This is a genomic window from Corynebacterium sp. ES2794-CONJ1 (assembly GCF_025660615.1).
GTDB lineage: Bacteria > Actinomycetota > Actinomycetes > Mycobacteriales > Mycobacteriaceae > Corynebacterium.
Window position 1 is genome coordinate 34,540 of sequence record NZ_JAOTIM010000007.1, and the last position, 23,647, is coordinate 58,186.

Below are 23,647 nucleotides of genomic sequence, written 5' to 3' on the forward strand. Positions count from 1 at the left end.
ATGTCCTCTCCTCTCGATACTCCCTCAAGCCACACAGACCCCCGCACTCTCTACGAGGCAGTGGGTGGGAATGAGTTTTTCACCCGTGTTGTGCGCCGCTTCTACCAACAGGTTTGCACTGACGATCTCATCGGACCAATGTATCCTGCAGACGATTTCGAGGGCGCCGAGGAGCGTCTGAGGACCTTCCTTGCACAATACTGGGGTGGGCCCACTACCTATAGCGATAACCGCGGACATCCCAGGCTGCGGATGCGTCACGCACCTTTTGCTATAGGAGAGGTCGAGGCTAAACGTTGGTTAGAGATGATGACGAAGGCTCTTAACGAAGAAGAAAATTTGGATCCCACTCTTCGTGAAGCTATCGACTCTCATATGACACGGGTAGCATATATGCTGATCAACCAACGTTAAAGGCCCAACAGATTTGCGGCAGAGGTATAGTAGGCGCTCCCATAGGGGGCGTCTACTCGTATCCACACCCCTAAGCCGGAGACGCGAAGGTGTCGCGGAATATCAATAGGTGCGCTATCAGTGGGAATGAGTCCGAATGCTTGGAGAGCAAAAATCATTCGCATTGGTATCTCTACCTGGGTGTGGGCATTGCTCACAGTGATAACGGTTTGATTCATCAGCGATTGTGGTGGCCCAAGCGGACCAGAGAATTGTCGGGCCAGCGCGCTTCCTTGAGTAGCGAGCTGATAAACCGCAGCGGCGGGGATCTCGTCGATCAGCTGAAAATCCTCGACGCGAGGCAGCGCACCCGCGGACCAGGAGGCATCGTGAGTAGGGTATGGTCCTTGCCCGAAAAGGTCAGCAGCGCGCAGCACCGCCCCACTCCGGCTAATACTGCCCGACACCCTTCTGGAGATAAGTACCCCAAAACCCGTGGGTACAAAAGCTTCGACACCTGATTCAACTTGCTGAAGACGTACGAATGTGTGCTCATCAAAAAGTATCGCTCGCTCAATGAGGGACCGAAGTCCCCCTAAACCTCCGGTAACAACGAGGGATATATTGCTGTTATGCAAGAGAAAGAACCTTAACTTCGCTATCTTTAAGCTGACGCGGGCTCCCCGTGACAATATCGACGGCCACTTGAACAACGTCGATGGTGCATGCCACTGTCCCATCGGCATCTCTAATGACTTGCCGAGTACAAAAGGAGGTATTCCCAATCTCGATGACCTGAGTTTCTACTGTCACCTCTTTGGTATTGGAAAGGATGGGTCGGAGGTATTCAGCTTCAATCTTGCGCACAAATGCAGCTGGAATATCGAGTCCGCGCTTGCCAAATTCGCGTTGTGCGTAAATGAGGCGAGCCTCTTGAGCCAATTCAATATAGGCAGAGTTTGTGATGTGGTGGAATTGATCAAAATCGCCCCATCTTGTGGGTATTTTTTCAATATGTACACCGTGGTGACTATCACTCGTCATAACGTAGGTGGAGCCTTTCTCATCTGTTATTAATCTCTCTCTAGGCTAACAGTGTTGAGGCTGATTGGGTTTAAAAAGAACCGCCGTGGGTGTTCACGGCGGTTATCCATTAGCGGGTAAGCTTGCGGTGCGTTACCCGCGAAGGGCGGGCGGCCTCGGGGCCGAGGCGTTCCACCTTATTCTTTTCGTAGTCTTCGAAGTTACCTTCGAACCAGAACCACTGGCCTTCGGCAACATTGCCTTCCCAGGCAAGAATGTGGGTACAGGTGCGATCTAGGAACCAGCGGTCGTGCGAAATCACCACGGCGCAGCCTGGGAATTGCTGGAGAGCATTTTCCAGAGAGGATAGGGTTTCAACGTCGAGGTCGTTGGTGGGCTCGTCGAGCAGAATCAGGTTGCCGCCCTGCTTAAGAGTCAACGCTAGATTGAGACGGTTGCGCTCACCGCCGGAGAGAACCTTAGAAAGTTTTTGCTGGTCGGCGCCCTTGAAACCAAATGCGGAGAGATAGGCTCGCGAGGGCATCTCGTTTTGGCCTACGTGGATATAGTCCAAACCATCCGAGACTACTTCCCATACGGTTTTCTCTGGATCGATATTTTCACGTCCCTGGTCCACATAGGACAGCTGCACGGTGGAGCCCACGTTTACTTCACCAGCATCGGGGCTCTCGAGGCCCACGATAGTTTTAAAGAGAGTAGTCTTACCCACACCATTGGGGCCGATAACACCCACGATACCGTTGCGCGGAAGCGTGAAAGAGAGATCCTTAATCAAGGTGCGACCATCGAAGCCCTTGACTAGGTCCTTGACCTCCACCACCTGGGCACCCAGGCGGGGTGGAGTAGGAATCTGAATCTCTTCAAAGTCGAGCTTCTTATATTGCTCGGCCTCAGCAGCCATTTCCTCATAGCGAGCCAAACGCGCTTTATTCTTCGCCTGACGAGCTTTCGCACCAGAACGTACCCAAGCAAGCTCTTCTTTCAGGCGCTTTTGCAGCTTACGGTCCTTTTGACCAGCAACTTCTAAGCGCTCAGCTTTCTTCTCGAGGTAAGTGGAATAGTTACCTTCATAGGGGTAGAGCTTGCCGCGGTCGACCTCACAAATCCACCCAGCTACGTGATCTAGGAAGTACCGATCGTGGGTAACCGCCAAAACGGCCCCTGGGTATTTGGCCAAATGCTGCTCGAGCCACAGAACGGATTCAGCGTCGAGGTGGTTAGTGGGCTCGTCGAGAAGCAGCAGGTCTGGCTCAGAGAGGAGCAGCTTGGCTAGAGCAACACGGCGCCTTTCACCACCGGAGAGGTGGGTGACGGGCGCATCAGAGGGAGGACAGCGCAGAGCTTCCATAGCTTGCTCGATTTTAGAATCGATTTCCCAGGCATCGGCAGCGTCGAGAGCTTCCTGGAGTTTACCCATCTCTTCCATGAGCTCATCAGTGTAATTAGTGGCCATTTCTTCGGCGATGGCCTCGAAACGATTTTTCTTTTCAAAGATCTCGCCCAGACCCTCTTCCACATTCTCGCGGACGGTCTTTTCTTCGTTCAGGGGTGGTTCCTGCAGGAGGATACCAACGGTCGCACCTGGGTCGAGGAATGCCTCACCATTGGAGGGCTGGTCGAGCCCGGCCATGATTTTTAAGATGGAGGATTTACCGGCACCATTAGGTCCTACCACACCGATCTTTGCGCCTGGGTAGAAAGCCATGGTCACATTGTCCAAGATGACTTTATCGCCAATGGCTTTGCGCACATTCTTCATCGTATAGATGAATTCACCCACGTTATCTGCCCCTTATATGTCAATCGTTTTATAACTATCAGATCACCCAAAACAGTACATCACTACCCAAAAAAGCGCACCACATCATCTATAAGACCGATACCTCATGTCGGTCTTATAGATGGGCAATGCCTAGGCACTCACAACGGTTGGCGTATGAGCTCTCCCTTTACTCGTAGGGGTTGTGATTTCCTTAGCGTTAACCTCATCGAGCTGAATGACGTCGCGCACAATCTGTTCGCTCTCTGGCTCAATGCTCACGGTTTCGGCTCTCCGGGCTTTATCCAACTCACTGCGGTGATAGCGACAGGCATATTTGCGCATATCCACCCCGATATGCGTTGCTCGAACCACAATCCGAGATTCGGTCTTGCCTTCCCGCTCCCATTCTTTGTGGATGAGATCCCCGAGTACAATCACCTGAGTGCCCTTACCACCCTCCCCTAGGGCGAGATGAGCGTTATGGGCCAAGTTCCCCCAGCACTCTACATCAATATAGAGCTGGTTATAGCTGATAAACCCAGAATTCTCGACCCGGCTGTGATCGGATTGAGCAGAATCTCTAGCGGTCTCGGAGTTGCCGGTATCGGCGTGGTGTGGGTCGCGACGATACCGAGAGGAAGCAATGCGGAATTTGGTGAGCATTGCGCCGGACGGGAAATGATAGACAGTGGGATCGCTGGTGAGATTTCCAACGATAGTGGTTGTGCTGAGCATAAGGATCTAATCCCCTTTCATGGGATACGAATAGTGGATCACCGTCCCTGCCCGTTTCCACACTGCCCAGCGCCATCCCTTGCGTGAGCTGCTGATTGAGCAGAGTTTTCGATACCCTCAGTGTCGTTGATTGTGATCCCCACGTCGCGGCGAGTCAGTAGGTGTGACTGGATCCTGTGGATAATATGCCAGCTTGAGATTTTCCTAGCCTTGGGGTTTCCCGTCGTTCGTGCGTATCGACGCCAGCATCTGGTTATAGGCCTCTAAATCAGCGTCATCATCTTGATCCGCCTTTTCGTCGTAGATATGCTGCTGCTTGCGGTCTTCTTTGAGCCATTGTCTAAACAATGCTCCGAAAACAATAATGAGCGGGAAGGCACCGGAACCCCACGCGATACCGCCACCTACATTCTGATCGTGCATCAAGTCCACGCCCCAAGGAAGATTAAGTGATGCATAAAAGTCCTCGGCCAGAATGGTCGATAGCTGCATGAGGTATACCCCGAAGTAGAGATCGAAGGGCATCGCAAAAACCAGCCACAAGAGCCGCGAGAGCACAGAATTTTCACGCGGCTTGGGATCCTCACCGATCATCTCCCAGTAGAAAATATAGCCAGAGATGAGAAAGACCCAGTTCATCAATAGGTGGCCGGCGTGTTCGGATACCACATAGTCGTACCACGGGGTGATATAAAGCACGTAGAAGAATCCAGTGAACTGAATGGTATTGACGGCTGGGTACATGATTACGGTGAGAATACGTGATTGCAGTAACGCTTCAACCCATTCTCGCACTCCCCCGTGCCCTGGCTCGGTGACACTCATTAACAGGCGCAAAGGAGCGCCCAGAACTAGACATACAGGAATCACCATGGACAACAACATATGGGTCACCATATGCATGGAGAAGAGCGCCGGCATATAGAGCCCTATTCCAGAACTCATGCAGATCACCAGAGCTCCTGCGCCCAGCATCCACCACATGGTGCGGAATTTTGACCATCGAATCTGCTTCTTTTTGGCTCGAACCAGACCCCAGAGGTAGAGGCCAATGAGCACCAGGCCGAAGAAGGAGAACATAATATCGAAACGCCAGACCGTCCAGATGGAGATGATGGTGGGTTTGACGGTGAGGTCGTAGCCCATCTCCAAGGCCATAGGGCTGAGATCGAAAACACGTGGTGGCGGGGGTGGCGTTCGGCCTAGTGAGATTGCCACCCCGATGGTGGCCGCCATGACTACTGCCTCACCGATAGCCACACGCAGAAACGGGGTGTGATCCCCACTTCTTAAAGCAGGTATGGTGCGCTGACGATGCCAGAAACCGAACAGTGCGAGGGCGATTATTAATACCGCCTTAGCTACTATGACACGCCCATAGCCGGTGGTGAGAAGGTGCTCAGGGCGTACCCGGATAGCGGCATTGATAAAGCCTGATAGTGCCAACATGATCACCGAGACGAGGGCGATATGGGAATAGCGACCTACTACTTGGACCATCTGGGGCCCCAGTCTGCGGCCGTGGGCTATGAGTGCCATGAGCCCGCCCACCCAGAGCTGCATAAAAAGCAAATGCCACAGCAATGAGTTAGTACCGTAGTCATGATCTCCGCCCGCGGCCGAGTGCCCTTCCAAACCGAGTGGCAAGACAATCAAGAGAGCTCCGGCGCATAAAAGCGGTTGAGAGCGCCAATTCTTGGAGAAGAATGCTGCTATCCCCACCAGCGCTGCAATAACGGCTGAACCCAACCACGCTTGGGATTCCGCTACTTGGGAAATTGCCACTGGCCAGTTAGCAGGGCGCAGCGCCTCAATAAAGGGTTGCCCCGAAATATCGGAGAGCACCATGGGCACCATCACTAAAGCAACAGCGCTAAAACACCACGCCGCCACCATGCCGGTACGGGCTGCGATTACACCGTCTACAGTAAGCGGAGCTTGGTAGAGATCGTGCTTTCTGGGACTGAGTAAAAAGGCCGAGAAAAGGAAGGATCCAGAGCTTAGGGCCGCGAGAAACCATGCCGCTGCCCTTAAGAAAGGAAATCCTGCTGTGGTGGCGGGGCCTGGATCCGGAATGCCGAGGGCCGCGAGCGATTCCGAAAGAAACCCCCAAGCGATTACCGCCCCAATGAGGCCCGCCACAGAGAAGCACAACACATACAGTGGCCACATGGGGCGCACCTGTGCCCCCGATTTCTGTTCCTGCATGCTTAACACCCTAATCTCAATGAGTGGCTTTAGGTATCTAGGGCTGGGAAGTTTTTGTTCCGCACGGGTTGTGGGTTAGTCTAGCTAGCAGAGTTTGCCTCCATAGCTCAGTGGATTAGAGCGGTCGGCTTCTACCCGATTGGTCGGGGGTTCGAGTCCCTCTGGGGGCACCATAGAAAAATCCCGTGGGTTCAGCCCACGGGATTTTTTGTCTCAAGCTAAGCCATCTTGGAATAGAACCATCCCATTACGGGGCTAAGAACTGCCCCCGGGATAATCTGAGACAGCGTATTCATAGCCTTAGATAGCGGTCCCGGGACAACGCGACGCTTATTGTTCGCCATTGCCTCCAAGGTCTCCTCCGAACACGATTCATAGGTGGTCCACAGAAAATCGGGGACGACCTTGTCCACAATCGACTGCTCACTAGGATCAATAGTGGCCTCCCGCACCGGCCCAGGGGCAAGAAGTGTGCAGCTTATGCCAAGAGGTTTAAGCTCATAGTGAAGAGCCTCGGTGAATGCATTCACACCCGCTTTAGTGAATACGTAGGTGGCATTATTGGGAATGGCGATATTGCCGGCCGCGGAGCCTACATTGCAGATAGCTCCGGATCCGCGCTTGAGCATATTGTCTACGGCGGCCTTAGTGATCTCGAATACTGCTCGGGCGTTGAGCTCAAATTGCGCAGTCTCGTATTCCCAATCCTGGTAGATAAAAGGGCCAAAACTGGCGATGCCAGCAGAGTTAATCACGATAGATATAGGCTGGGTGAATACGTCTTCGATCATCTGGGCGCGCTGGGCGGTATCGGAGAGATCGCAGGGATAGACCTCTGCAGTAATCGCGTGTTGTTTACGCAAAGATTCCGCTAGTTCTTCCAGAACATCTGAGCGCCGGGCAACCAAGATGAGATTATAGCCCCGCGCGGCCAGATCTTTGGCCATCTGACGCCCAATCCCTTGGCTTGCGCCGGTGATGAGCGCCCGAGATTCTAAGGTGGGTGCAGGTAAGCTCATTATATTCTCCTTGAGGTCTTGATATGGTGTCTCGGCTATTTGTCACTACGTGTAGCTACGTGTCGCTACGTGTCAGAGTTCTTGGCTCTTGGTTCTAGATTCTTGGTTTTTGGTTCTTGCCAATGGGAATCTCATTGCCTAAGCCTACCTGCTTCGTTGCCGAAGAAACGGCTGTCTATGTCATTGTTGTCTGGCAAAGTTACTAAGGTAGAAAAGTATGAGTGAAATAGCTGCGAAAAATAACCGCTTGGTGTGGATCGATCTGGAGATGACCGGGCTCGACCCTAACCTTCACACTATTGTTGAAGTTGGAGCGATCATCACCGATGCCGAGCTCAATATCATCGGCGACGGCGTCGATATCGTTGTTCACGCCGATTCCGCTCAACTGGCGCATATGGATGATTTTGTACGCACTATGCATACCGAGTCGGGGCTGCTTCAGGACATCATGGACTCCCCTGTGACGATGGCCGAAGCTGAGGAGGCCATCCTCGACCTTATTGCTCAGCACTGCGATCCAGAGCACCCAGCACCTCTTGCGGGAAACTCGATTGCCACCGATCGCAGTTTTATTCGCGCCTATATGCCGCGCTTAGATAAAGCTCTGCACTACCGGATGATTGATGTCTCAACTCTCAAAGAGCTCTCCCGTCGCTGGGCCCCGCCGGTATATTTTCATCAGCCGAAAAAGGGGCTCGCGCACCGCGCGTTGGCCGATATCGTGGAGTCTATTCGAGAACTAGATTACTACCGCCGCAGCTTGATGAGCACCGATCTATCGTCACCGGATATTTCAGCCGCACAGGAGGCTGCCACCGCACGCTACCAGTCATTTTTGGAAAAATAGAAGGCTCGGGTTAATATAGTCCTCGCTGCTTTAAACGGTAGCGTGGTGGCTGTAGTTCAGCTGGTAGAGCACCAGGTTGTGATCCTGGGTGTCGCGGGTTCGAGCCCCGTCAGCCACCCCCAATAGATAGAAGTGGCCTCCGTATATGCACGGGGGCCACTTTTGTACTCCCCCTCATCTCTAAAGGGGGAGTTTTGTACTAGGAGATGGAGGCGTTGCCAGCCTTCCACTGCTCCCACTCGATATTCCAATCACCCAGACCGTCGTAGACGGAGAGGATACCGCCTTTGGTATTTTTCACCGTGACTATATCGCCACGCTTAACAAAGTTCTGGAACCACGCAGCGTTCTCGGTACTGACATTCACGCAGCCGTGAGAAACATTGGAATTTCCCTGAGCCCCAAGTGACCAGGGGGCGGCGTGGACGAAGATACCCGAATAGGACATTTGGGTGGCATAGGATACCGGGGTGCGGTATCCCCCGTCTGCGACTGATAATCCGAACGTTGATGAATCCATTAACAAGGATTCATACTGATCTCCGATGATATAGATGCCATTGGGGGTCGGCCATTTATCGGAGCCCAAGGAGACGGGCATCGTCTTTACAGCCTCACCGTCCTTGAAAATGGTCATCGCCTTCGTTGAATCATCGACAATGGCTTCGACTCGGGAACCAATGGTGAAGTCAGCCTTATTGCCATTATTGGCATAGACACCATCGGCAAGCTCAATACCGTAGAGATTTGCATCCACCGACACTTTGGTTCCTGGTTCCCAGAATGTTTCGGGTCGCCAGCGCACTTGTTGATTAGAGATCCAATAAAATGCCCCGTCAACCTTTGGCTCGGTCGTAATACGAATAGCGTCCTGCACAGCCTTGCGGTTTTCCACGTAGGAATCAAAAATGACGGCGATTGTTTGCCCCACGCCCACCTCGGCGCCGTCGAGCGGGGCCAGAGAGGTGTTCACCAGGGAGTTGGGTTTGATGGTGGAGAAAGCAGCTGTTGTTTTTTCTCCATTTTTATCAGTAGCAACCAGTGTATATTCGCGGTTGAATCCGAGATCTTCGGCTGTGGTCCACCCCATCATATCTGCATCCATCTCGCCTTTGACCTGATACCCCTCTTCATTGGTCATAGTTACCGACGAGAGTCCGTCACCGAGTGATTTCACCAACACGGGCTTATTGGGCGGGACCTTACTCGCTCCGTCCTTAACGCTCGCTTGGGGCGCTTGGGCGACAACGACAGACGTGGTGGGCGCGACGGACTGGGCTGCACCATCGGTCTTTTGATCAATGGTGCACGCAGTGATCTGAACCATCACCAATCCTGCTAACAAGAGGGTGGAAATTGCGCGCGTAAAAGCCATAAAAATGCGGGATTCCTTCGACGACGTGGGACTTACTGGACGAATAGAGTGCGTTTATAGGTGGATTATTGATTTAGATATCCATCCTAAACAATGAACTGCACTTTATTATTATCCACTACTCTGGTGTGAAGATGGACAAGCACACCGAGGTTGAGGCGATAGCAGCTTCTAAGTCCCTGGCCCATTTCCAGCCGCTATCGCTCTTATCTCTAATACCGCCTCTGACGAGCACTTTTGCGCGGAATGGAAGAAACTGTTATATTTTTCTTCGTTGCTTAGCGCAACCTTGCGCCATTAGCTCAATTGGCAGAGCAACTGACTCTTAATCAGTGGGTTCGGGGTTCAAGTCCCTGATGGCGCACCAGATACGTCAAGACCTCGTTGGGTATGAATCCAACGAGGTCTTCATTATATTCAGCCCGAGACGATCTTGAGGATTTGCCTAATTAAAAATATGTGGTGTAGCGTCTTTCTTCGTTGCGTGATTAATTACGCACTCTTGCGCCATTAGCTCAATTGGCAGAGCAACTGACTCTTAATCAGTGGGTTCGGGGTTCAAGTCCCTGATGGCGCACCAAAGAAACAGTCCGCTGGGTTGGAGCCCGAGCGGACTTCTTTATGCCGCCCTTATGCGTATCGCACCAGCAAGGGTGCGTGATCGGACCAACGTTGCTCAACGCTGGGGGCCTTCTCTACCCAACATTTTTCTGCTCGGTCGAGCATTGCCTTCGTTGCTGCTTGGTAGTCGATGCGCCACCCGGCGTCGTTATTAAACGCTTGGCCGCGGTATGTCCACCAGGTATATGGGCCTGGCACCTCAGGAGCCAGGCGGCGACTGATATCAAACCATTGCGGATCCTGTGCTGGTTGCCACATAGTTTTTGCGCTGTAATTCACAGTTCCTTGCCATTGCCATAGTCGCTCTTTATTTTGAGGGGTGGCATCGGGGAAGGAACCAAATACATGATCAAGAAAAGCGCGCTCCTCGGGGAGGTGGCCGGATACTTTCTCATTGGGCTTATTATTTCTGAGATCTTCTGAACGGTGGCAGATATTCCAGTCCCCACCGATCACCATATTTGGGTGGCTCTTGGCCCGCTCGCTGAGAATATCGGCAAACTCATCAAGGAAAGTGTATTTCTCATCTAATTTCGGGGAGTTGGTTTCGCCGGATGGGAGATAGAGCGAAGCAATATGAATGCCCAGAGTATCGGCCTCGATCCAGCGACCCGCCTCACTAAAGTTTCCGAATCCGATCGAGGTATTAGTAAGCTCGCCGCGGGAGAGTATACCCACCCCAGCGCGCCCCTTGGTGCCGGGTAGGAGGGATTCCGCCATAACTAGATTCCATCCCGATTCGAGGGCTGGGGCGAGAGCCGCACGGGTTTGAGCCTCGGTTGCGCGTACTTCTTGGATGAGGACGATATCGGCCTCAGTGTCATTCAACCATGGGTTGATGCCGTGATTGGACTCATTGCGTTTTTTACTCGCTGCACGGATTCCGTTGACGTTCACACTCGCTATTGTCACAGTCATGTGGCCAGTTTAACGCACGAGTCTTCTCTCATATCTTGTGTAAGCTTAAGGTTTATAAGCTTTTCCCTTCGAAAGGATTTTCTATGAAGCGTCGCCTACTGAGTATCTGTGCCGCCCTCGTGATGAGCGCAGGTCTAATCACACCAACTCATGCTCAAGACATTTTTAATGGGGGCCGTTTCGCCGGTGGCTCCTCCGATCTCTATGCGCAGCTCTTCCCCGCACCCGGCCCCCCGCTACCGGAATTTGGAGGCACTGTAGATCTCGACCGCTATCAGGGAACGTGGTATCAGCTAGCCGCCATTCCACAGCCGTATACGATCATGTGCCTGACTGATACCACGGCCACATATGAGCGTATCCGTGAGGATGCCGTCAGTGTGGTTAATCGCTGCTCGACCGTTTTCGGGCCCTCGATTGTTGATGGCTCTGCCGAAATTCGTAGCGACGCCACCCTCCGGGTGGATTTCCGTGGCATCCCCTTCCAGCGGCCCAATCGTCCCGGGAATTACCGGATAACCTATTTAGCCCCTGATTATTCTATGGCTATTGTCGGTAGCCCGAACCGTAGTTCTGGCTTCGTTCTTTCGCGCACCCCCCATATCAGTGATGAGAAGTGGCGTGAGGTTCGTCAATTGATTGAGCAGCGTGGTTGGTGGTCGTGTGCATTCCTGACTACCCCGACGATCAACGGGCGAGCCGATACTACCCCTCTCTGCCAACTTCCTTAGTTTTTTTAACCCCCAGCTGGGACTTTTGACCTAGAGTGGGGGATATGAAACGAGCCCTCATTATTGTTGACGTTCAAAATGACTTCTGCCCCGGTGGTAGTTTAGCTACCGCCCGGGGGGAGCTGGTAGCAGAAGCCATTGCAGATCATCTCGCTGAGCGCCACCGCACTTACGATGCGGTGGTTGCCACCAAAGATTGGCATATTGAACCCGCGGGACACTTCGCCGCCGAGCCCGATTTTGAGCAAACGTGGCCGGTGCACTGCTTGGCTGGTACCGAGGGAGCGGAATTTCACCCGGCTCTCGATTCGGTACTGATCTACCTTCATGAGGTTTTTCTCAAGGGCCAGTATGAGCCTGCTTATTCCGGTTTTGAGGGCCAATCTCATGATACCTCTCAGCCATTAGCGCAGTGGTTGCGCGAGCGCGAAATTGAGATCCTCGATATTTGCGGCATTGCCACCGATTACTGCGTTAAAGCGACGGTCTTAGATGCTCTATCGCACGACTTCGAGGTGCGCGTCCTGAGTGATCTCTGTGCCCCTGTGAGCGAAGAATCTGGGGCAGCCGCCTATAAAGAAATGCTCTCGCGCGGGGCTCAGTTAGTGTAATGACCGCTAGCTTTTTATATGATCCCGACTGCAGATTGTGCACTCGGCTCGCTCACTTCGCCCGCCAGCGCATCGCAAGAAACGATATGGCTCTCATCCCTGCTACCACGTGGCCCCACCCCCTCAACGCTGATCCCAGCCAGACCGCCATTTATATAGCCGAGCCTGGTGGTGCCGAACTAGTAGAAAACCACGCTATCGCCGCGTTGATGCGCCATATGGTTTTCCCGTGGCCGCATCTCGCCCCTGTGGTCGACCACACCCCTTTCGCCGGGGCGGGATATCGTTTTATTGCCGCACATCGCCATCACCTGGGGTGCTCCCTGGCAAAGAAATAAAACCCTGCCGGTTCCGGCAGGGTTTTTAATCTTTAGCGGGTGGCAAGGAGTTCCTTGAGCTCGCGAATTTCTGCTTTCCGCCGGCGTTTTGCAACAAAGCTCACAACGACGATGCCGCACACAACTGCACCGGCAACGCCGAGAACTTTTTGTACTTGCGGATCATTAAGGCGCGCGCTCAGGGACTGCTTTGCATCTTCGACCAAGTGGGCGGGCTTGGTGCGGTTGGCGATTTCGTCAAGAGTAGCGGCAAGCTGGCGCCGGCTACGCTCGATTTCCCGCTGGATATCATCAATATTTCGAGCCACGGTTTTTCTAAACTCCTCGTTGATCGGGGTTATTGCTATTTAATAACTATATTCTCACTATATCGTGCTTTAAGCTTATTCGCTTTGCAGAGAAGTAGGTAAACTTAAAAACTATGGATACCCACAACCGTTTGAATGAAGGCGACCTCGCTCCTGATTTTTCCCTCCCCAGCGACGAAGGCGTCACGATCAGCCTGTCTGACTTTGTGGGGTTACGGGTGGTCCTCTACTTCTACCCCAAAGCCGATACTCCAGGATGCACAGTGGAGGCAACAGATTTTCGCGATCTCGTCGCTGATCTCGATGACGTCGTTGTGGTGGGCGTCTCTCCCGATTCCATTGATAAGCTGCGCTCTTTCAAAGCCTCCCACAATCTCAACTTCCCTCTCCTCTCGGATCCCAGCACCACGGTGATGCGCCAATACGGGGCTTATGGGGAGAAAAATAATTACGGGAAAATCGTCGAAGGCGTGATCAGGTCCACCCTGATCATCGGGCCTGATCGTCGTATTGAAAAGGCCATGTACAATGTGCGGGCTAAAGGACACGCCGCCCGAGTACTCAAGGAATTACGCAATGAATGATTCCTCCCCCGCACCCACTGGCCCTATCCTGCAGCCTAGACGAAGGCCGGCTCAGCAACGCTCCAAGGAGCGATATTCTCGAATTTTGGAGGTAGCACGAACTGTTCTGGTGGAATACGGCTTCGAGTCCTTCACCTTTGACGAAGTTGCCCGGCGCGCCGAGGTCCCCATTGGTACGCTCTATCAATTCTTTGCCAACAAATATGTCCTCATCTGCGAATTAGATCGAGAAGATACCGCCAAAAGCGTGGTGGAATTAAAGAAATTTGCCGAACAAATTCCCGCTTTGCAGTGGCCCGATATCCTCAATGAGCTCATCGGTCACCTCGCAGATTTATGGCGCGCCGACCCCTCTCGGCGTGCCGTTTGGCACGCCGTGCAATCCACACCAGCCACGCGTGCGACCGCAGCTGAAACGGAGCGGCCCATCTTGGATATTTTAGCAACCGTATTAAAGCCCTTGGCTCCCACAGCCACCGCTGAGGAACGCCACGTCATTGCCGCGCTGCTCATGCATATGTTGGTATCGCTGCTCAACTATGCGGTCCACGATCCCCACGTGTCCGAAGCCGATTTTGATCGCACTGTAGGGGAGATTAAGCGCATGGCGGTGGCCTACCTCTTTGCGGTTGCTACAAGTTAATGAGACATATTGCCGTCGCATAATCTCCATCGTGGCTGATACTGATTTGGATATCACTAGAGGGGAAAACCTCAGCGACTCGGCCTTGCAGCTCGAGACGAGGCCGCCCCCAAACATCGACAACAACTTCGATATCTGAGAAGTCGAGGGAATCGATGGTGGGGGGTTGCCCATAATTCGACTGCGACCACGCTTTGATAAAAGCTTCTTTCACCGCATACCGCCCCGCCAGATGGGCGTCTCGTAGTGGTTTGGTGGAGGCAATACGTAATTCCCTCGGTGAAAAGCTGCGGGAAAACTGCGAACCGACTGTGTGCAGCTGTTCCGAAAAGCCCGGAATGTGCACCATATCGATTCCAATAAACCCGCTACCCATTTCTAGACCTCCAAAATTCCATTAACAAGACGCGCCGTTGGACTCAGCAAAACCGCTGCCTCACGCTGTTTAGCGTGCTCTCCGGTGGCGCCTAGATTGCGGTCAACTGGCCTCTCGTAGAGCTTCTTGCCTCCGTGCATCGCATTGAGTATCCGGCGTAAGCCCATTATCTCTCGTTCCTCGGATATTTCTTGCCAGTGCTCTGCTCGATCTTCACCATACTGTCGTCGCACCGCTTCCACGAAGGCTGCGGGGTGGACAATAGCGATCAGTGCCGAGACGTGCCCGAATCCGAGCGAGGTCACAAGTCCTGCCCTAGCAGGCTGCTCGCTGAGATCAAGAGGAGAGCGCAACCATACTAGGTGTTGATGCTGGCGCAGGACCGGATCTACGCAGTCGAGACTGCGGTTGGCCGGAATAATGCCCGTGCGCAGCGTCTGGGTGAGCCCAATAATTTGGAATGCAGCGGCTCCACCTTTAGCGTGCCCGGTGAGACTCTTCTGCGAGATCACGTAGAGGGGATTGCCTGGACTGCGGCCGATGGCATGAGCGATTTTTTCATGCAGATCGGACTCATTCGGATCATTGGCGTGGGTGGATGTATCGTGCTTGGAAATAATGCGGATATCATCTGCACTCACTCCCACTGCGGCAAGCTGTGTAACCAGACGAGATTCCTGTGAACCTCGGGCGGCACCTAGCGCTCCCAGTCCTGGAGCGGGGATGGAGGTATGAGCACCATCGGCGAAGGATTCTGCGAAGCCTACAACACCGAGAACCGGCAGGCCCATCTCATAGGCCAAGCTAGCACGAGCAAGAAGGATGGTGCCGCCTCCTGCGGATTCCACGAATCCCCCACGGCGACGATCATTAGCTCGGGAGAAGAAACGCTCTTCTATACCTTGAGCCACCATGTCTTTGCTATTGGCGGTGGCTGCCATATCCCCGAAACCGGTGATGCCTTCAATCGAGAGATCATCATATCCGCCAGCAACAACGAAATCACTCTTGCCGAGTTTGATCTTGTCCACGCCCTCTTCCACCGAAACAGCTGCCGTGGCGCAGGCCGCAACGGGGTGGATCATCTGCCCATACCCGCCAACATATCCCTGCATCACATGCGCGGCCATCACATTGGGCAGTGCCTCTTGCAAAATATCGTTGGCTCGGGGTTGTGCTAGGAGCCCATCAATATAGAGTGAGCGCATTGCCTGCATTCCGCCCAATCCCGTTCCCTGGGTGGAAGAGACTCGAGCTGGGTGGAGGGATCCGAGGAGCTCTGCTGGGCTAAATCCAGATGATAAGAAGGCATCAATGGTGGCAACGAGATTCCACACCGCCACGCGATCGAGGTTATCGATCATATCTGCGGGGATACCGTAGGTGGCAGGATCAAAGCCTTCAGGGATTTGGCCGCCCACGAAGCGTGACATCGCCATACGCCGCGGCACGTAGATAGGCGATCCGGAGTGGCGAACAACGCGCCACTCCCCTGTTTCAGGATCACATTCTGCACTGGTCGTCTCTGGCGCTGAGTCAACGTAGGTTTTAGCTGTAGCAGCATCGGCAACGTGGAAACTCACATCGGAGTCAAGGTGGATGGTGGTGAGCTCGGGGGCGAGGTTATCCACCATTCCGAAATCGTCGTAGAAGCGACGAATGCCAATGCGTGCGAGGACTTCGTCGTGATAACGCTCGTAGATCTCAGCCTCATCAACCTCGTGATCATCCTGGTCAAGCCAGCCGTGATCCCAATGGATGAGTCCGAGTGACCACGCTAGTTCGACGACTCCTGCAGCGGATAGATCACCGGAAATTTCAGCGTCGAAACGCGTTCGGGAACTGCCCAAGGGCCCTAATTCACCCGCACCCACAATGACAACCATCTCATCAAGATTCTGGCTCACTTGGTTGGTGAAGTCGGGATGGATTGCTCCCAGTGGTCGATAGGGGCTAGGCAGCGCCTTGATCGTGGAGGGCGTATCACTTATCTCCTGCTTGTCCTCGCGTTGCTGAGCGCGCGCCAGAGCTGCGAGATCCAGGTTAGCATCGCTCAAACCTCCAGTCGCGTCGATGATTTGGGGAGCGTGGCAGGCTTTATCTCGGATTGGTGTACTGATCGCGTCGAGGAGAATGGACGCGATTTCGGTGGTGCTAAATGTGCTAACCCCGGCGCGCTCCACCTCGCTGACCAGTGGATCGTTGTGTGCCATGAGCCCAGTTCCGCGTACCCAGCCAATAAGGACATGAGCGAGGGAAGTGTGATTTTTCCAGTTATCTTCCACTACCCACCGGTTCACCAGTGCATCGAGAGCTGCCTTGGCTTCTCCGTAGGCACCATCAGCTCCGAAGATGCCGCGGTTGGGCGATCCTGGCAGCACAATGTGCATGCGCTGACCGATATGGGTGTCAATCCCAATGCGCGATAGCGTGGCTATCAGTCGCTCGACGGACCATAATAAGAGACGCATTTGCTTCTCCGCTTCGGGGCCTGCGTCTGCTACGGTTCCGCTCACCCGCGGGGCAGCGAAGGGGAAGAGCACGGTGGGCTTATAGGCTGGTTTGATTACCTTCGTTTCGCCGTTGACTTGGGCGGTACGCTGAGTAGCGATCCATTCTGATAATTGGTCGATATCGCTGAAACTACTCAAGTTGGCTGGCACTACCCACAACGCCGCACTCCCCCGCGCGGAGCGCGCATACAACTCTTTGTAAAACTCCAAGCGCTGGTGATCGAGCGAGGAGGTCGTCGCGATAACTGTGGCCCCGTGGTGCAAGAGGCCTTCCAGCACACGCGCGGCTATTGATTGCGGGGAGGCACCAGTGACCACGGCAATGTCGGTTTCCCACTGTAGGGGTCGCATATCGCGCGCTTGAGCAGCGAGCTCATCAAGGCCGAAATATTCGGCTTGCTGCGCAACGCTCTCGCCGGCGCCCCGAAGATCGAGGTCTTCAGCTGATATATGACCCAAATGAACGCGGCTTATATCTTCGCGAGCTGATGCCCAGCGGTCGTCGATGAGCACGGCGGTGGCAGGATCAAAGCGGGGAGCCACCGTGCGCGGCCAATCCGAGCCTAGCTCGCTGGCTACTAGATCGAAAAGCTCTTGATCAGGCACGTCTGCCGAAAGGTCGACTCTGTGGGAATGATCCTCTAGACCCAGATGCGTCAAGATAGTGCGTGCAGTGGCGGCGAGTACCCCGGAATCTCCGGTGATACTCTCGGTGAATTCTCGCACTGCTTCCTGGTTAACTCCTGCCCCAGCGGTATTATCCGATTGTGCAATGCTCACGGTGAGGCCGTGATCTGTGGCCACTGATTGCACGGCAGCGTCGATAAGCTGATCGAGTTCGCTGCTGGAATTGGGCGAGCTGGGCTTAAGAGTGGCTAGATCTCCGCCGCGTATAGATGAACCGTCGCGGGCGCCTAGAACTAAGGCGGCGGTGGCGTGGTAAACCCACCCTGGCCCCAGCTCCCAGACTTTGGTAATCCGCTCGGATATATAGCTTGGACGCTGGGATGCGGGACCGGTCAGCCGCCTGAGGGCATCCTCGATCGCGGTTGAGAGCACTGGACCGAAGGGCTGGTAATTCTTGCTCAGTCTCGTTGTGGTGGCATAGAGGTCACTGAGCTCTGAGTCTGCGGCCCCATCAATGGAACCTAAGTTGCACTCCAGGCCGAGATCGAGAAGAAGCTGGTTACGGCGCGAGGAGACACCCTCAACGAGTTGCTCGATGGTATCGGTTGCTGCCATTTGATCGGGGCGGACCTTAGCCCATAAGGCAATGAGCGTTCTCGTTGCTTCTGCGGCACCGAAATTCAAATCCTCAGGGCGCGGCTGCGTGGAATGTGCCGGGATGGCTGCTTGCGGCGCGGGGGTGACTGCAGGCTGTGGTGCTTCTGTCTCTGGTTTGTCCTCTACTGAAGCATCGGTAAATATGGCTGGTGCGGGGTATTCTTCCCGGGCAAAAACCTGCGCCGCGTCACGTTCGACGTTGAGGATATCAACGTGTGTGGGCTGATATTTATCCATCGCTGCGGTTTGCGCCATGAGATTAGCCAGGGTGGGCGCATGGCCAACTCCAACTTCGATGAACCGCTGGATGCCTAGGCCGTGGGCCTTTTGGGGGCGCAGAATGAGATCTTGGGTTTCAATCCAACGCACCGGAGAGGCGAATTGCCAGGCCAAGAGCTCCACCAGAATGGTGCGCGCTAAGGCCCCAGGATTGTGTATGCGATCCTCCCACTGTTCTAGGACAGTGTGCAAAATTGGAGCATCCACCACATCTAATATGGCGCCCACAAATTCTTGAGTGAGTTCAAAGGGACGGGCAACGAGGTTGGGAATATATTTGCCTACCAACACCTCAGTATTAATCACCTCAGGCAGGAGGCTCTCTAAATGCTCACGGAAATCAGCTACCCCGTTGAGAAGATGCGTGGAGTGGAAGGGGACATCAATGCCCGGGATGATAATTAGAGCCCGCTGGCCTGGGGCCTTTTGCTCCGCATCCGCTGCCAGGATATGCAAGCCCTTCATGGTGCCGGCGACGGCATATTGTTTACCAGCGAGGTTGTAGTTCACGATCTCAAGAAACTCACCTGACGACTGCGACAGGGTGGAGATATAGTCAAAGACCGTTTCTTCACTCAACCCCATCTTATGAGGCCGTAAAGCCGCTAATCCGTACTGGGAATTACCTTTTTCGTCTCTTTCCACCAGGCGGTGCATGGTGAGGCCTCGTTGATATACAATCTCGACAACATTCTCGAGGGTAATGACATGGGAATAGGCAGCGAGCGCAGTGTATTCCCCAACCGAGTGCCCAGCAAAATAGGCGTTATTTTCTAAGGTGTGCGCCTCGTCCAACTCTGCGATCTGCGCTACTGCTAAACAAGCCATAGCAACCTGGGTGAACTGCGTGAGATAGAGAACGCCCTCAGGGTGGGTGAATACCTCGTTACCCACTGATATGGCAGGGGGGTTATTGCGCACAATTTCTAGAATCGAGAACCCTAATTGGGTGCGCGTATGATGGTCCGCGCGATCCCAGATGCGACGGGCTGCTGCCGATTTTTGCCGTTGAACCATGCCCATACCAACGCTCTGGATGCCTTGGCCGGGAAAAGCATAGAAGGTGCTCGGCGACTTCATCGTGGCCGTAGCTTTGAGCACGGGGCGATCGTTAACGCTGGCGGTAATTTCTCGCACTTCCCCATAACCGTCGCGTTCATCGACCCCGATGCGTACAACGGTGAAGTCTACGGTTTCACCGGGGAGGAGGGGGCTTTGCATAAAGACGTGGTAGTCCAGGATCTCTGCTGCGGGCGTAGAAATACTTCCTTCGGTAAATTGCGCGCTCGCTATGTGCTGCGCAATCGCTGAGGTCCACATACCGTGGACGATGACGCCCTTATGAAGGCCTGCGAGCTTGGCGGCGGTATCACTTAGGTGGATCGGGTTATGGTCCCCAGTCACCTTTGCGAAAGCTTCCATAGAGTGCGGAGCGACAATACGGGCATGGGCCCTGAAGGAAGAGGGGGTGGGGTGGAAAGCCGGCTGCGAGAGGCTCAGGGGCTGCGAACCTGTGCGGCCCTGAATTGCAAAGCGTTCCCTCAGAGTCGCAAGTATGCGCCCCTGCTCAGTAATCTCAGCGCGCACTTCAATCACGCGCCCACTGGTGGTGTCAGACACAGAGAGGATTGTGGCCGATATATCGAGGTCTACGTGCTCTCCTGCAGTAGGGGGAACTAACTCTCTGTGCAGTTCAATATGGTGGTCGAGGTGAACGAGGTTGAGCAGCCCCTCGACTGCCCGCCATAAGGGATGATCTGGGACTTTAGCTTCACTCAAAGCCCGGAAAATAGCTGGCCATGCGGGGCCGACTAGGATATCGGGATTAAGATGGGTACCACTGATGGTGCCTGGGATATCCCCCGATTTCACCTGCGATCGGATATGCCCTGCGGTGATGGTGAGGTAGTCAGTACAGTCTAGGGCACTCAGGCGTGCGTGGTGGTGGTAGGTCTCGCCGATCTTCTCGCCCCACAACCCACCGGAGGCAATCTTGGCGAGGTGCTCCATAGCCGCTTCGGCGTCAGCATATTCCACTATGGGAAGGCTGCTCGCTGGTGCGTTTTTAGGAACGGTGATCCGAATGGCGAGTTCTTGGCGCAGCGTACCGCTGGTGTCCAGGGGGATCCGCAGGTGAGCAAGCTCAGGATCGAGTGCCACGAGGTGGGCGCCGGAGGGTTCGTGGTAAGCGCTATCTGCTCCCATCACCCACTGGTCGCGGTTGCCAAGGCGCTCGATGAGGGAAATATGGTGGTGCCCTGCCCAGAAAATACCAGGGCTTCGCAGTACCTTCTCAACCACACAGGTATTATCCGGCTGGGCGAAAACACCTGCTGCTTGGAGCTGATCGATGGTGGTGGCATTAAAGCGGGCAAGTAGACGGGCAACGGGCTCATTGAGTGCGGTGATCCCAGCTACAGAGCTAATACCTGGAATGATGGCTACTTGGTCGGCTGGGTATCGTTCATCCTGGGCTTGCCAGAGCGAATCCGAACGCCACCAGCGTCGCACCTCCGCGTCAATGCGCGGAACGAAATTTACTGGCTTTCCGCGCCCAGCGCATAGGTCAAAGAACCATGCACAGTCCGCAGGATGCAGCAGTTCGGTGGTGGCGATTGGGTAGGTGCTCAGCAGTTGTTCAATGAGTTCTCGCGGGTCTTGGTCCGCGTCTGCAGTAATCGTTGGGGTGAATTCCCCATGCTCGACGGGGCTGAGTCTGGCCTCGGTGCGACTGAGCATCTGCGCGAAACGGCTAAACCATGTGTGGTCAACCCAGCGCCCCTGATAGGGCCCCGATAGATCACAATATCGATTAAGCCACGCCGCATAGGTCATGTCTTCCACATCGCCGAAATAGGGTTTTGCTGTTCGGTTGAGTGCGGCGATAATTTCTTCACGACGCTCCTGGCAGAGCTCTTCATTACCAGCGACTTCGTCGAGCAACCTGGCGGTGCGGGCGAAGGAATTATCAATTTCGTGGATATCAGCACCTAGTTGCGAGCGACCTGAGGCCATACCGTCCCGGGCGTCGCCTGCACCGACCCAGCCTGAAATACCAGGGGTTGCCACCAATAGTTCCTTGACCGCTTGGCTGGTTTTAGCCTCTAAGGTGGCCATCGCAGCGGTACCGATGAGAATACCGTCGACAGGCATAAGGGGAAGATCATAAGCGCGTGCCCACGAGCCGGTCAGGTATTCCGCGGCGCGTTCCGGAGTACCAATGCCGCCACCTACACAGAGGGTGATATTAGGAGTCTGGCGGATCTCAGCATAGGTTGTCATGAGCAAATCATCGAGGTCTTCCCACGAGTGGTGTCCGCCTGCTTTACCTCCTTCAATTTGCATGATGATATCGGTGTCCGGGACCATCCGAGCAATCTGGAGGATCTTGCGTATATGCCTGACGGCTCCTGGCTTGAAGGAAATCCACGGCAAGCCTGCCGCACGCAGTTGTGCGATCACCTCCACCGCCTCATCTGGTTCTGGTATTCCAGCGGAGATGGTAATGCCATCGAGCGGAGCGCCGGCGGCACGGGCCTTGAGAAGGAGCCCCTTACCTGCCACATGAAGTCGCCACAGCTTCGGATCCAAGAACATAGCATTAAATTGTGCGTTGATCCCAGGCTCTAGGAGCGCTGTGAGCTTAGCTAAATTGCTTGCAAAGATCTCCTCGGTCACCTGACCACCACCAGCCCATTCCGCCCAGTGACCCGCATTTGCTGCGGCTGCCACGATCTCTGGATCGACTGTTGTCGGTGTCATTCCAGCTAGAAGGGTGGGTGAATAGCCCGTAAGACGAGTAAATTTAGTGGACACACACAGCGTGCCATTGCGCTCGACAAGCTGCGGGGCGAAGTCGGAATAAGGCTGCGGGAGGTGAATATCGGCACCGGCATCAAAAAGTAAAGCTTGACCGTGAACAGGCGCAACCGCGAAACTGCGCGCCGACAATCCTTCGAGGATTTTCTCGGTCATGGGCACCATGCCGCTATCGGGGCCGATATCGAGAAACCAACGCGCACCCTGGTCATAGGCAGCAAGCACCACATGGGGCCAATCAATAGGATCGACCATAATCTGCCTCGCGATGTCCCGGGCGCGTTGCGCATCGAGGCCACAAAGTGCAGCCCACTGGGCAACGTCCTCCACACCTGGGGCTAAAAGCGGATGGTGAAAACCGGCAAGAATCGGCAGCACGGTGATCTGCGGCTGCAAAACAGCGCCGCCAGTTTCCTTATTGTCGCGGGCCTGCGCCTGGGCCTGAGCCTCTTGAATAATAGCGTTCCTGACTCGCTGATTATCCTCGGGGCGTCCGACGAGCACGAAGGAATCGCGGGAATTTTTCAACCCGATATGAGGCCGCTCATGCAGTGGGATATCGTGGCAGCTCTGGTCTATGATCTGAGACAACTGCGCGTGGTTCACTCCTGAAATGGCAAGCATTGGGCCTTGTTCTCCCTCGGAGATAAGGCCGGTATGGGCACTGTGACGGGTGACAGCCGCCCCCACTAAGCGGGCGATCGCAAGGATCTCCGCTGCCTCGGAGAGATCCTTTAAGGCATATACCCCGAGAACACCTTGAGAATGACCTAAGTGCGCGGCTGCATTTTCTACGTTGAGCCCTTGGGCTTCGAGGAGATCTAAAACCGCTAACTGAGCAAGAAAAATGCCAGGCACGCTGAGCGCGGGGTGTGCCAGATCGAAGCTCACAGACTCCGCTTCGCTCCACGCTATGGGGTCGAATCCGAAGGGATTTGTACCCGCCATAAGGGAACGCACTGGTTGGAGAAGTTCCTCAGCACGGCTCATGACGGGTTCAAGAGTTCGACCAGCCCCGTGGGCTACAGCATCCTTAAAAGTATCGAGCCAATCGAGGCCTTGGCCGGAGAATACCAGCGCAAAGGGTTCAGTTTGAAAGCGCTCGGTTAGGCGAGACGTCGAATACTCGATGCCGTGGTGGTTAATGTGCGAGGTCACGATGAGAAGTTCTCCTCAAATTGATGCGGGAAAGCCTGGCGATGTCGGGTCACCCGAGGCACCTTTGCTTAAGTCTAG

At 54.5% G+C, this 23,647-nt stretch carries 18 protein-coding genes and 4 tRNA genes; 11 read left to right on the forward strand and 11 right to left on the reverse strand.

Annotated features, from left to right (window positions below):
* Entirely contained in the window at window positions 1-414 is a 414-nt protein-coding gene (locus tag N7326_RS08720) for a globin (RefSeq protein WP_263088498.1), read from the forward strand.
* On the opposite strand, the gene N7326_RS08725 is transcribed toward N7326_RS08720, so the two are convergent.
* The 5 genes from N7326_RS08725 to N7326_RS08745 all read right to left on the reverse strand — a co-directional run bounded on the left by N7326_RS08725 (window position 411) and on the right by N7326_RS08745 (window position 6,142).
* Complete coding sequence (locus tag N7326_RS08725; RefSeq protein ID WP_259080206.1) at window positions 411-1,031, reverse strand: hypothetical protein; 621 nt, start codon at window positions 1,029-1,031, stop codon at window positions 411-413. The two genes, N7326_RS08720 and N7326_RS08725, sit on opposite strands and share 4 nt — an antisense overlap.
* Window positions 1,024-1,437 carry an acyl-CoA thioesterase gene (locus tag N7326_RS08730; protein ID WP_259080205.1) on the reverse strand — a complete coding sequence of 138 codons (414 nt, stop codon included), beginning with the start codon at window positions 1,435-1,437 and terminating at the stop codon, window positions 1,024-1,026. The genes N7326_RS08725 and N7326_RS08730 overlap by 8 nt, the downstream gene beginning before the upstream one ends.
* A 109-nt stretch (window positions 1,438-1,546) precedes the next feature.
* The gene (gene ettA, locus N7326_RS08735; protein ID WP_263088499.1) at window positions 1,547-3,217 is read right to left on the reverse strand and encodes an energy-dependent translational throttle protein EttA; all 1,671 of its coding nucleotides are present in this window, start codon (window positions 3,215-3,217) and stop codon (window positions 1,547-1,549) included.
* 132 nt (window positions 3,218-3,349) lie between these two features.
* Window positions 3,350-3,934, reverse strand: coding sequence for a single-stranded DNA-binding protein (locus N7326_RS08740; protein ID WP_259080203.1), 585 nt, complete (start codon window positions 3,932-3,934; stop codon window positions 3,350-3,352).
* A gap of 204 nt (window positions 3,935-4,138) precedes the next feature.
* Window positions 4,139-6,142 carry a bifunctional copper resistance protein CopD/cytochrome c oxidase assembly protein gene (locus N7326_RS08745; RefSeq protein ID WP_259080202.1) on the reverse strand — a complete coding sequence of 668 codons (2,004 nt, stop codon included), beginning with the start codon at window positions 6,140-6,142 and terminating at the stop codon, window positions 4,139-4,141.
* A gap of 96 nt (window positions 6,143-6,238) precedes the next feature.
* Between N7326_RS08745 and N7326_RS08750 the strand changes: the two genes are divergently transcribed.
* Window positions 6,239-6,315: transfer RNA gene (locus tag N7326_RS08750), tRNA-Arg, on the forward strand.
* 45 nt (window positions 6,316-6,360) lie between these two features.
* Here N7326_RS08750 and cmrA read toward each other — a convergent pair.
* Window positions 6,361-7,161, reverse strand: coding sequence for a mycolate reductase (gene cmrA / locus N7326_RS08755; protein WP_259080200.1), 801 nt, complete (start codon window positions 7,159-7,161; stop codon window positions 6,361-6,363).
* 217 nt (window positions 7,162-7,378) lie between these two features.
* On the opposite strand from cmrA, the gene orn reads away from it, so the two are divergent.
* Both orn and N7326_RS08765 read left to right on the forward strand, forming a co-directional pair.
* On the forward strand, window positions 7,379-8,011 hold the full coding sequence (orn, locus tag N7326_RS08760; RefSeq protein WP_259080198.1) for an oligoribonuclease: 633 nt from the start codon (window positions 7,379-7,381) through the stop codon (window positions 8,009-8,011).
* A 45-nt stretch (window positions 8,012-8,056) separates the two neighbouring features.
* A tRNA-His gene (locus N7326_RS08765) sits at window positions 8,057-8,129 on the forward strand.
* Between the two features lie 81 nt (window positions 8,130-8,210).
* Here N7326_RS08765 and N7326_RS08770 read toward each other — a convergent pair.
* Window positions 8,211-9,386 carry a L,D-transpeptidase gene (locus tag N7326_RS08770; RefSeq protein ID WP_259080194.1) on the reverse strand — a complete coding sequence of 392 codons (1,176 nt, stop codon included), beginning with the start codon at window positions 9,384-9,386 and terminating at the stop codon, window positions 8,211-8,213.
* A 291-nt stretch (window positions 9,387-9,677) separates the two neighbouring features.
* Between N7326_RS08770 and N7326_RS08775 the strand changes: the two genes are divergently transcribed.
* A tRNA-Lys gene (locus N7326_RS08775) sits at window positions 9,678-9,753 on the forward strand.
* Between the two features lie 137 nt (window positions 9,754-9,890).
* Window positions 9,891-9,966, forward strand: a tRNA-Lys gene (locus N7326_RS08780).
* A gap of 50 nt (window positions 9,967-10,016) precedes the next feature.
* Here N7326_RS08780 and N7326_RS08785 read toward each other — a convergent pair.
* Entirely contained in the window at window positions 10,017-10,925 is a 909-nt protein-coding gene (locus tag N7326_RS08785; RefSeq protein WP_263088503.1) for an exodeoxyribonuclease III, read from the reverse strand.
* Window positions 10,926-11,008: 83 nt separating this feature from the next.
* On the opposite strand from N7326_RS08785, the gene N7326_RS08790 reads away from it, so the two are divergent.
* Genes N7326_RS08790 through N7326_RS08800 form a run of 3 tightly spaced genes read left to right on the forward strand, consistent with a single transcriptional unit; the run spans window position 11,009 to window position 12,605 of the window.
* Window positions 11,009-11,656, forward strand: a complete 648-nt coding sequence (locus N7326_RS08790) for a lipocalin family protein (protein WP_259158752.1) — start codon at window positions 11,009-11,011, stop codon at window positions 11,654-11,656.
* A gap of 44 nt (window positions 11,657-11,700) precedes the next feature.
* Window positions 11,701-12,267: a nicotinamidase gene (locus tag N7326_RS08795; RefSeq protein WP_263088504.1), complete on the forward strand. Its 567-nt coding sequence runs from the start codon at window positions 11,701-11,703 to the stop codon at window positions 12,265-12,267.
* Window positions 12,267-12,605 (forward strand): DUF393 domain-containing protein, encoded by a 339-nt coding sequence (locus N7326_RS08800; RefSeq protein ID WP_259158750.1) that lies wholly within the window; start codon window positions 12,267-12,269, stop codon window positions 12,603-12,605. The genes N7326_RS08795 and N7326_RS08800 overlap by 1 nt, the downstream gene beginning before the upstream one ends.
* Window positions 12,606-12,637: 32 nt before the next feature.
* On the opposite strand, the gene N7326_RS08805 is transcribed toward N7326_RS08800, so the two are convergent.
* The gene (locus tag N7326_RS08805) at window positions 12,638-12,913 is read right to left on the reverse strand and encodes a DUF3618 domain-containing protein (protein ID WP_259080186.1); all 276 of its coding nucleotides are present in this window, start codon (window positions 12,911-12,913) and stop codon (window positions 12,638-12,640) included.
* A gap of 113 nt (window positions 12,914-13,026) precedes the next feature.
* Between N7326_RS08805 and bcp the strand changes: the two genes are divergently transcribed.
* On the forward strand, window positions 13,027-13,497 hold the full coding sequence (bcp, locus tag N7326_RS08810; RefSeq protein ID WP_259080184.1) for a thioredoxin-dependent thiol peroxidase: 471 nt from the start codon (window positions 13,027-13,029) through the stop codon (window positions 13,495-13,497).
* Window positions 13,490-14,140, forward strand: coding sequence for a TetR/AcrR family transcriptional regulator (locus N7326_RS08815; protein WP_259080182.1), 651 nt, complete (start codon window positions 13,490-13,492; stop codon window positions 14,138-14,140). Before bcp ends, N7326_RS08815 begins: the two co-directional genes overlap by 8 nt.
* On the opposite strand, the gene acpS is transcribed toward N7326_RS08815, so the two are convergent.
* Both acpS and N7326_RS08825 read right to left on the reverse strand, forming a co-directional pair.
* A complete protein-coding gene (acpS, locus tag N7326_RS08820; RefSeq protein ID WP_259080180.1) occupies window positions 14,130-14,516 on the reverse strand; it encodes a holo-ACP synthase AcpS in 387 nt (128 codons plus the stop codon). The two genes, N7326_RS08815 and acpS, sit on opposite strands and share 11 nt — an antisense overlap.
* 2 nt (window positions 14,517-14,518) lie before the next feature.
* Window positions 14,519-23,569: a type I polyketide synthase gene (locus N7326_RS08825; protein ID WP_263088506.1), complete on the reverse strand. Its 9,051-nt coding sequence runs from the start codon at window positions 23,567-23,569 to the stop codon at window positions 14,519-14,521.
* Window positions 23,570-23,647: the final 78 nt, after the last annotated feature.

Coding starts and splice junctions, on each gene's coding strand:
- N7326_RS08785 (WP_263088503.1), bottom strand. CDS start 10,925: ATGACTGTGACAATAGCGAGTGTGAACGTCAACGGAATCCGTGCAGCG.
- N7326_RS08815 (WP_259080182.1), top strand. CDS start 13,490: ATGAATGATTCCTCCCCCGCACCCACTGGCCCTATCCTGCAGCCTAGA.
- N7326_RS08720 (WP_263088498.1), top strand. CDS start 1: ATGTCCTCTCCTCTCGATACTCCCTCAAGCCACACAGACCCCCGCACT.
- N7326_RS08800 (WP_259158750.1), top strand. CDS start 12,267: ATGACCGCTAGCTTTTTATATGATCCCGACTGCAGATTGTGCACTCGG.
- N7326_RS08795 (WP_263088504.1), top strand. CDS start 11,701: ATGAAACGAGCCCTCATTATTGTTGACGTTCAAAATGACTTCTGCCCC.
- cmrA (WP_259080200.1), bottom strand. CDS start 7,161: ATGAGCTTACCTGCACCCACCTTAGAATCTCGGGCGCTCATCACCGGC.
- N7326_RS08770 (WP_259080194.1), bottom strand. CDS start 9,386: ATGGCTTTTACGCGCGCAATTTCCACCCTCTTGTTAGCAGGATTGGTG.
- orn (WP_259080198.1), top strand. CDS start 7,379: ATGAGTGAAATAGCTGCGAAAAATAACCGCTTGGTGTGGATCGATCTG.
- N7326_RS08745 (WP_259080202.1), bottom strand. CDS start 6,142: ATGCAGGAACAGAAATCGGGGGCACAGGTGCGCCCCATGTGGCCACTG.
- acpS (WP_259080180.1), bottom strand. CDS start 14,516: ATGGGTAGCGGGTTTATTGGAATCGATATGGTGCACATTCCGGGCTTT.
- N7326_RS08790 (WP_259158752.1), top strand. CDS start 11,009: ATGAAGCGTCGCCTACTGAGTATCTGTGCCGCCCTCGTGATGAGCGCA.
- N7326_RS08730 (WP_259080205.1), bottom strand. CDS start 1,437: ATGACGAGTGATAGTCACCACGGTGTACATATTGAAAAAATACCCACA.
- N7326_RS08740 (WP_259080203.1), bottom strand. CDS start 3,934: ATGCTCAGCACAACCACTATCGTTGGAAATCTCACCAGCGATCCCACT.
- bcp (WP_259080184.1), top strand. CDS start 13,027: ATGGATACCCACAACCGTTTGAATGAAGGCGACCTCGCTCCTGATTTT.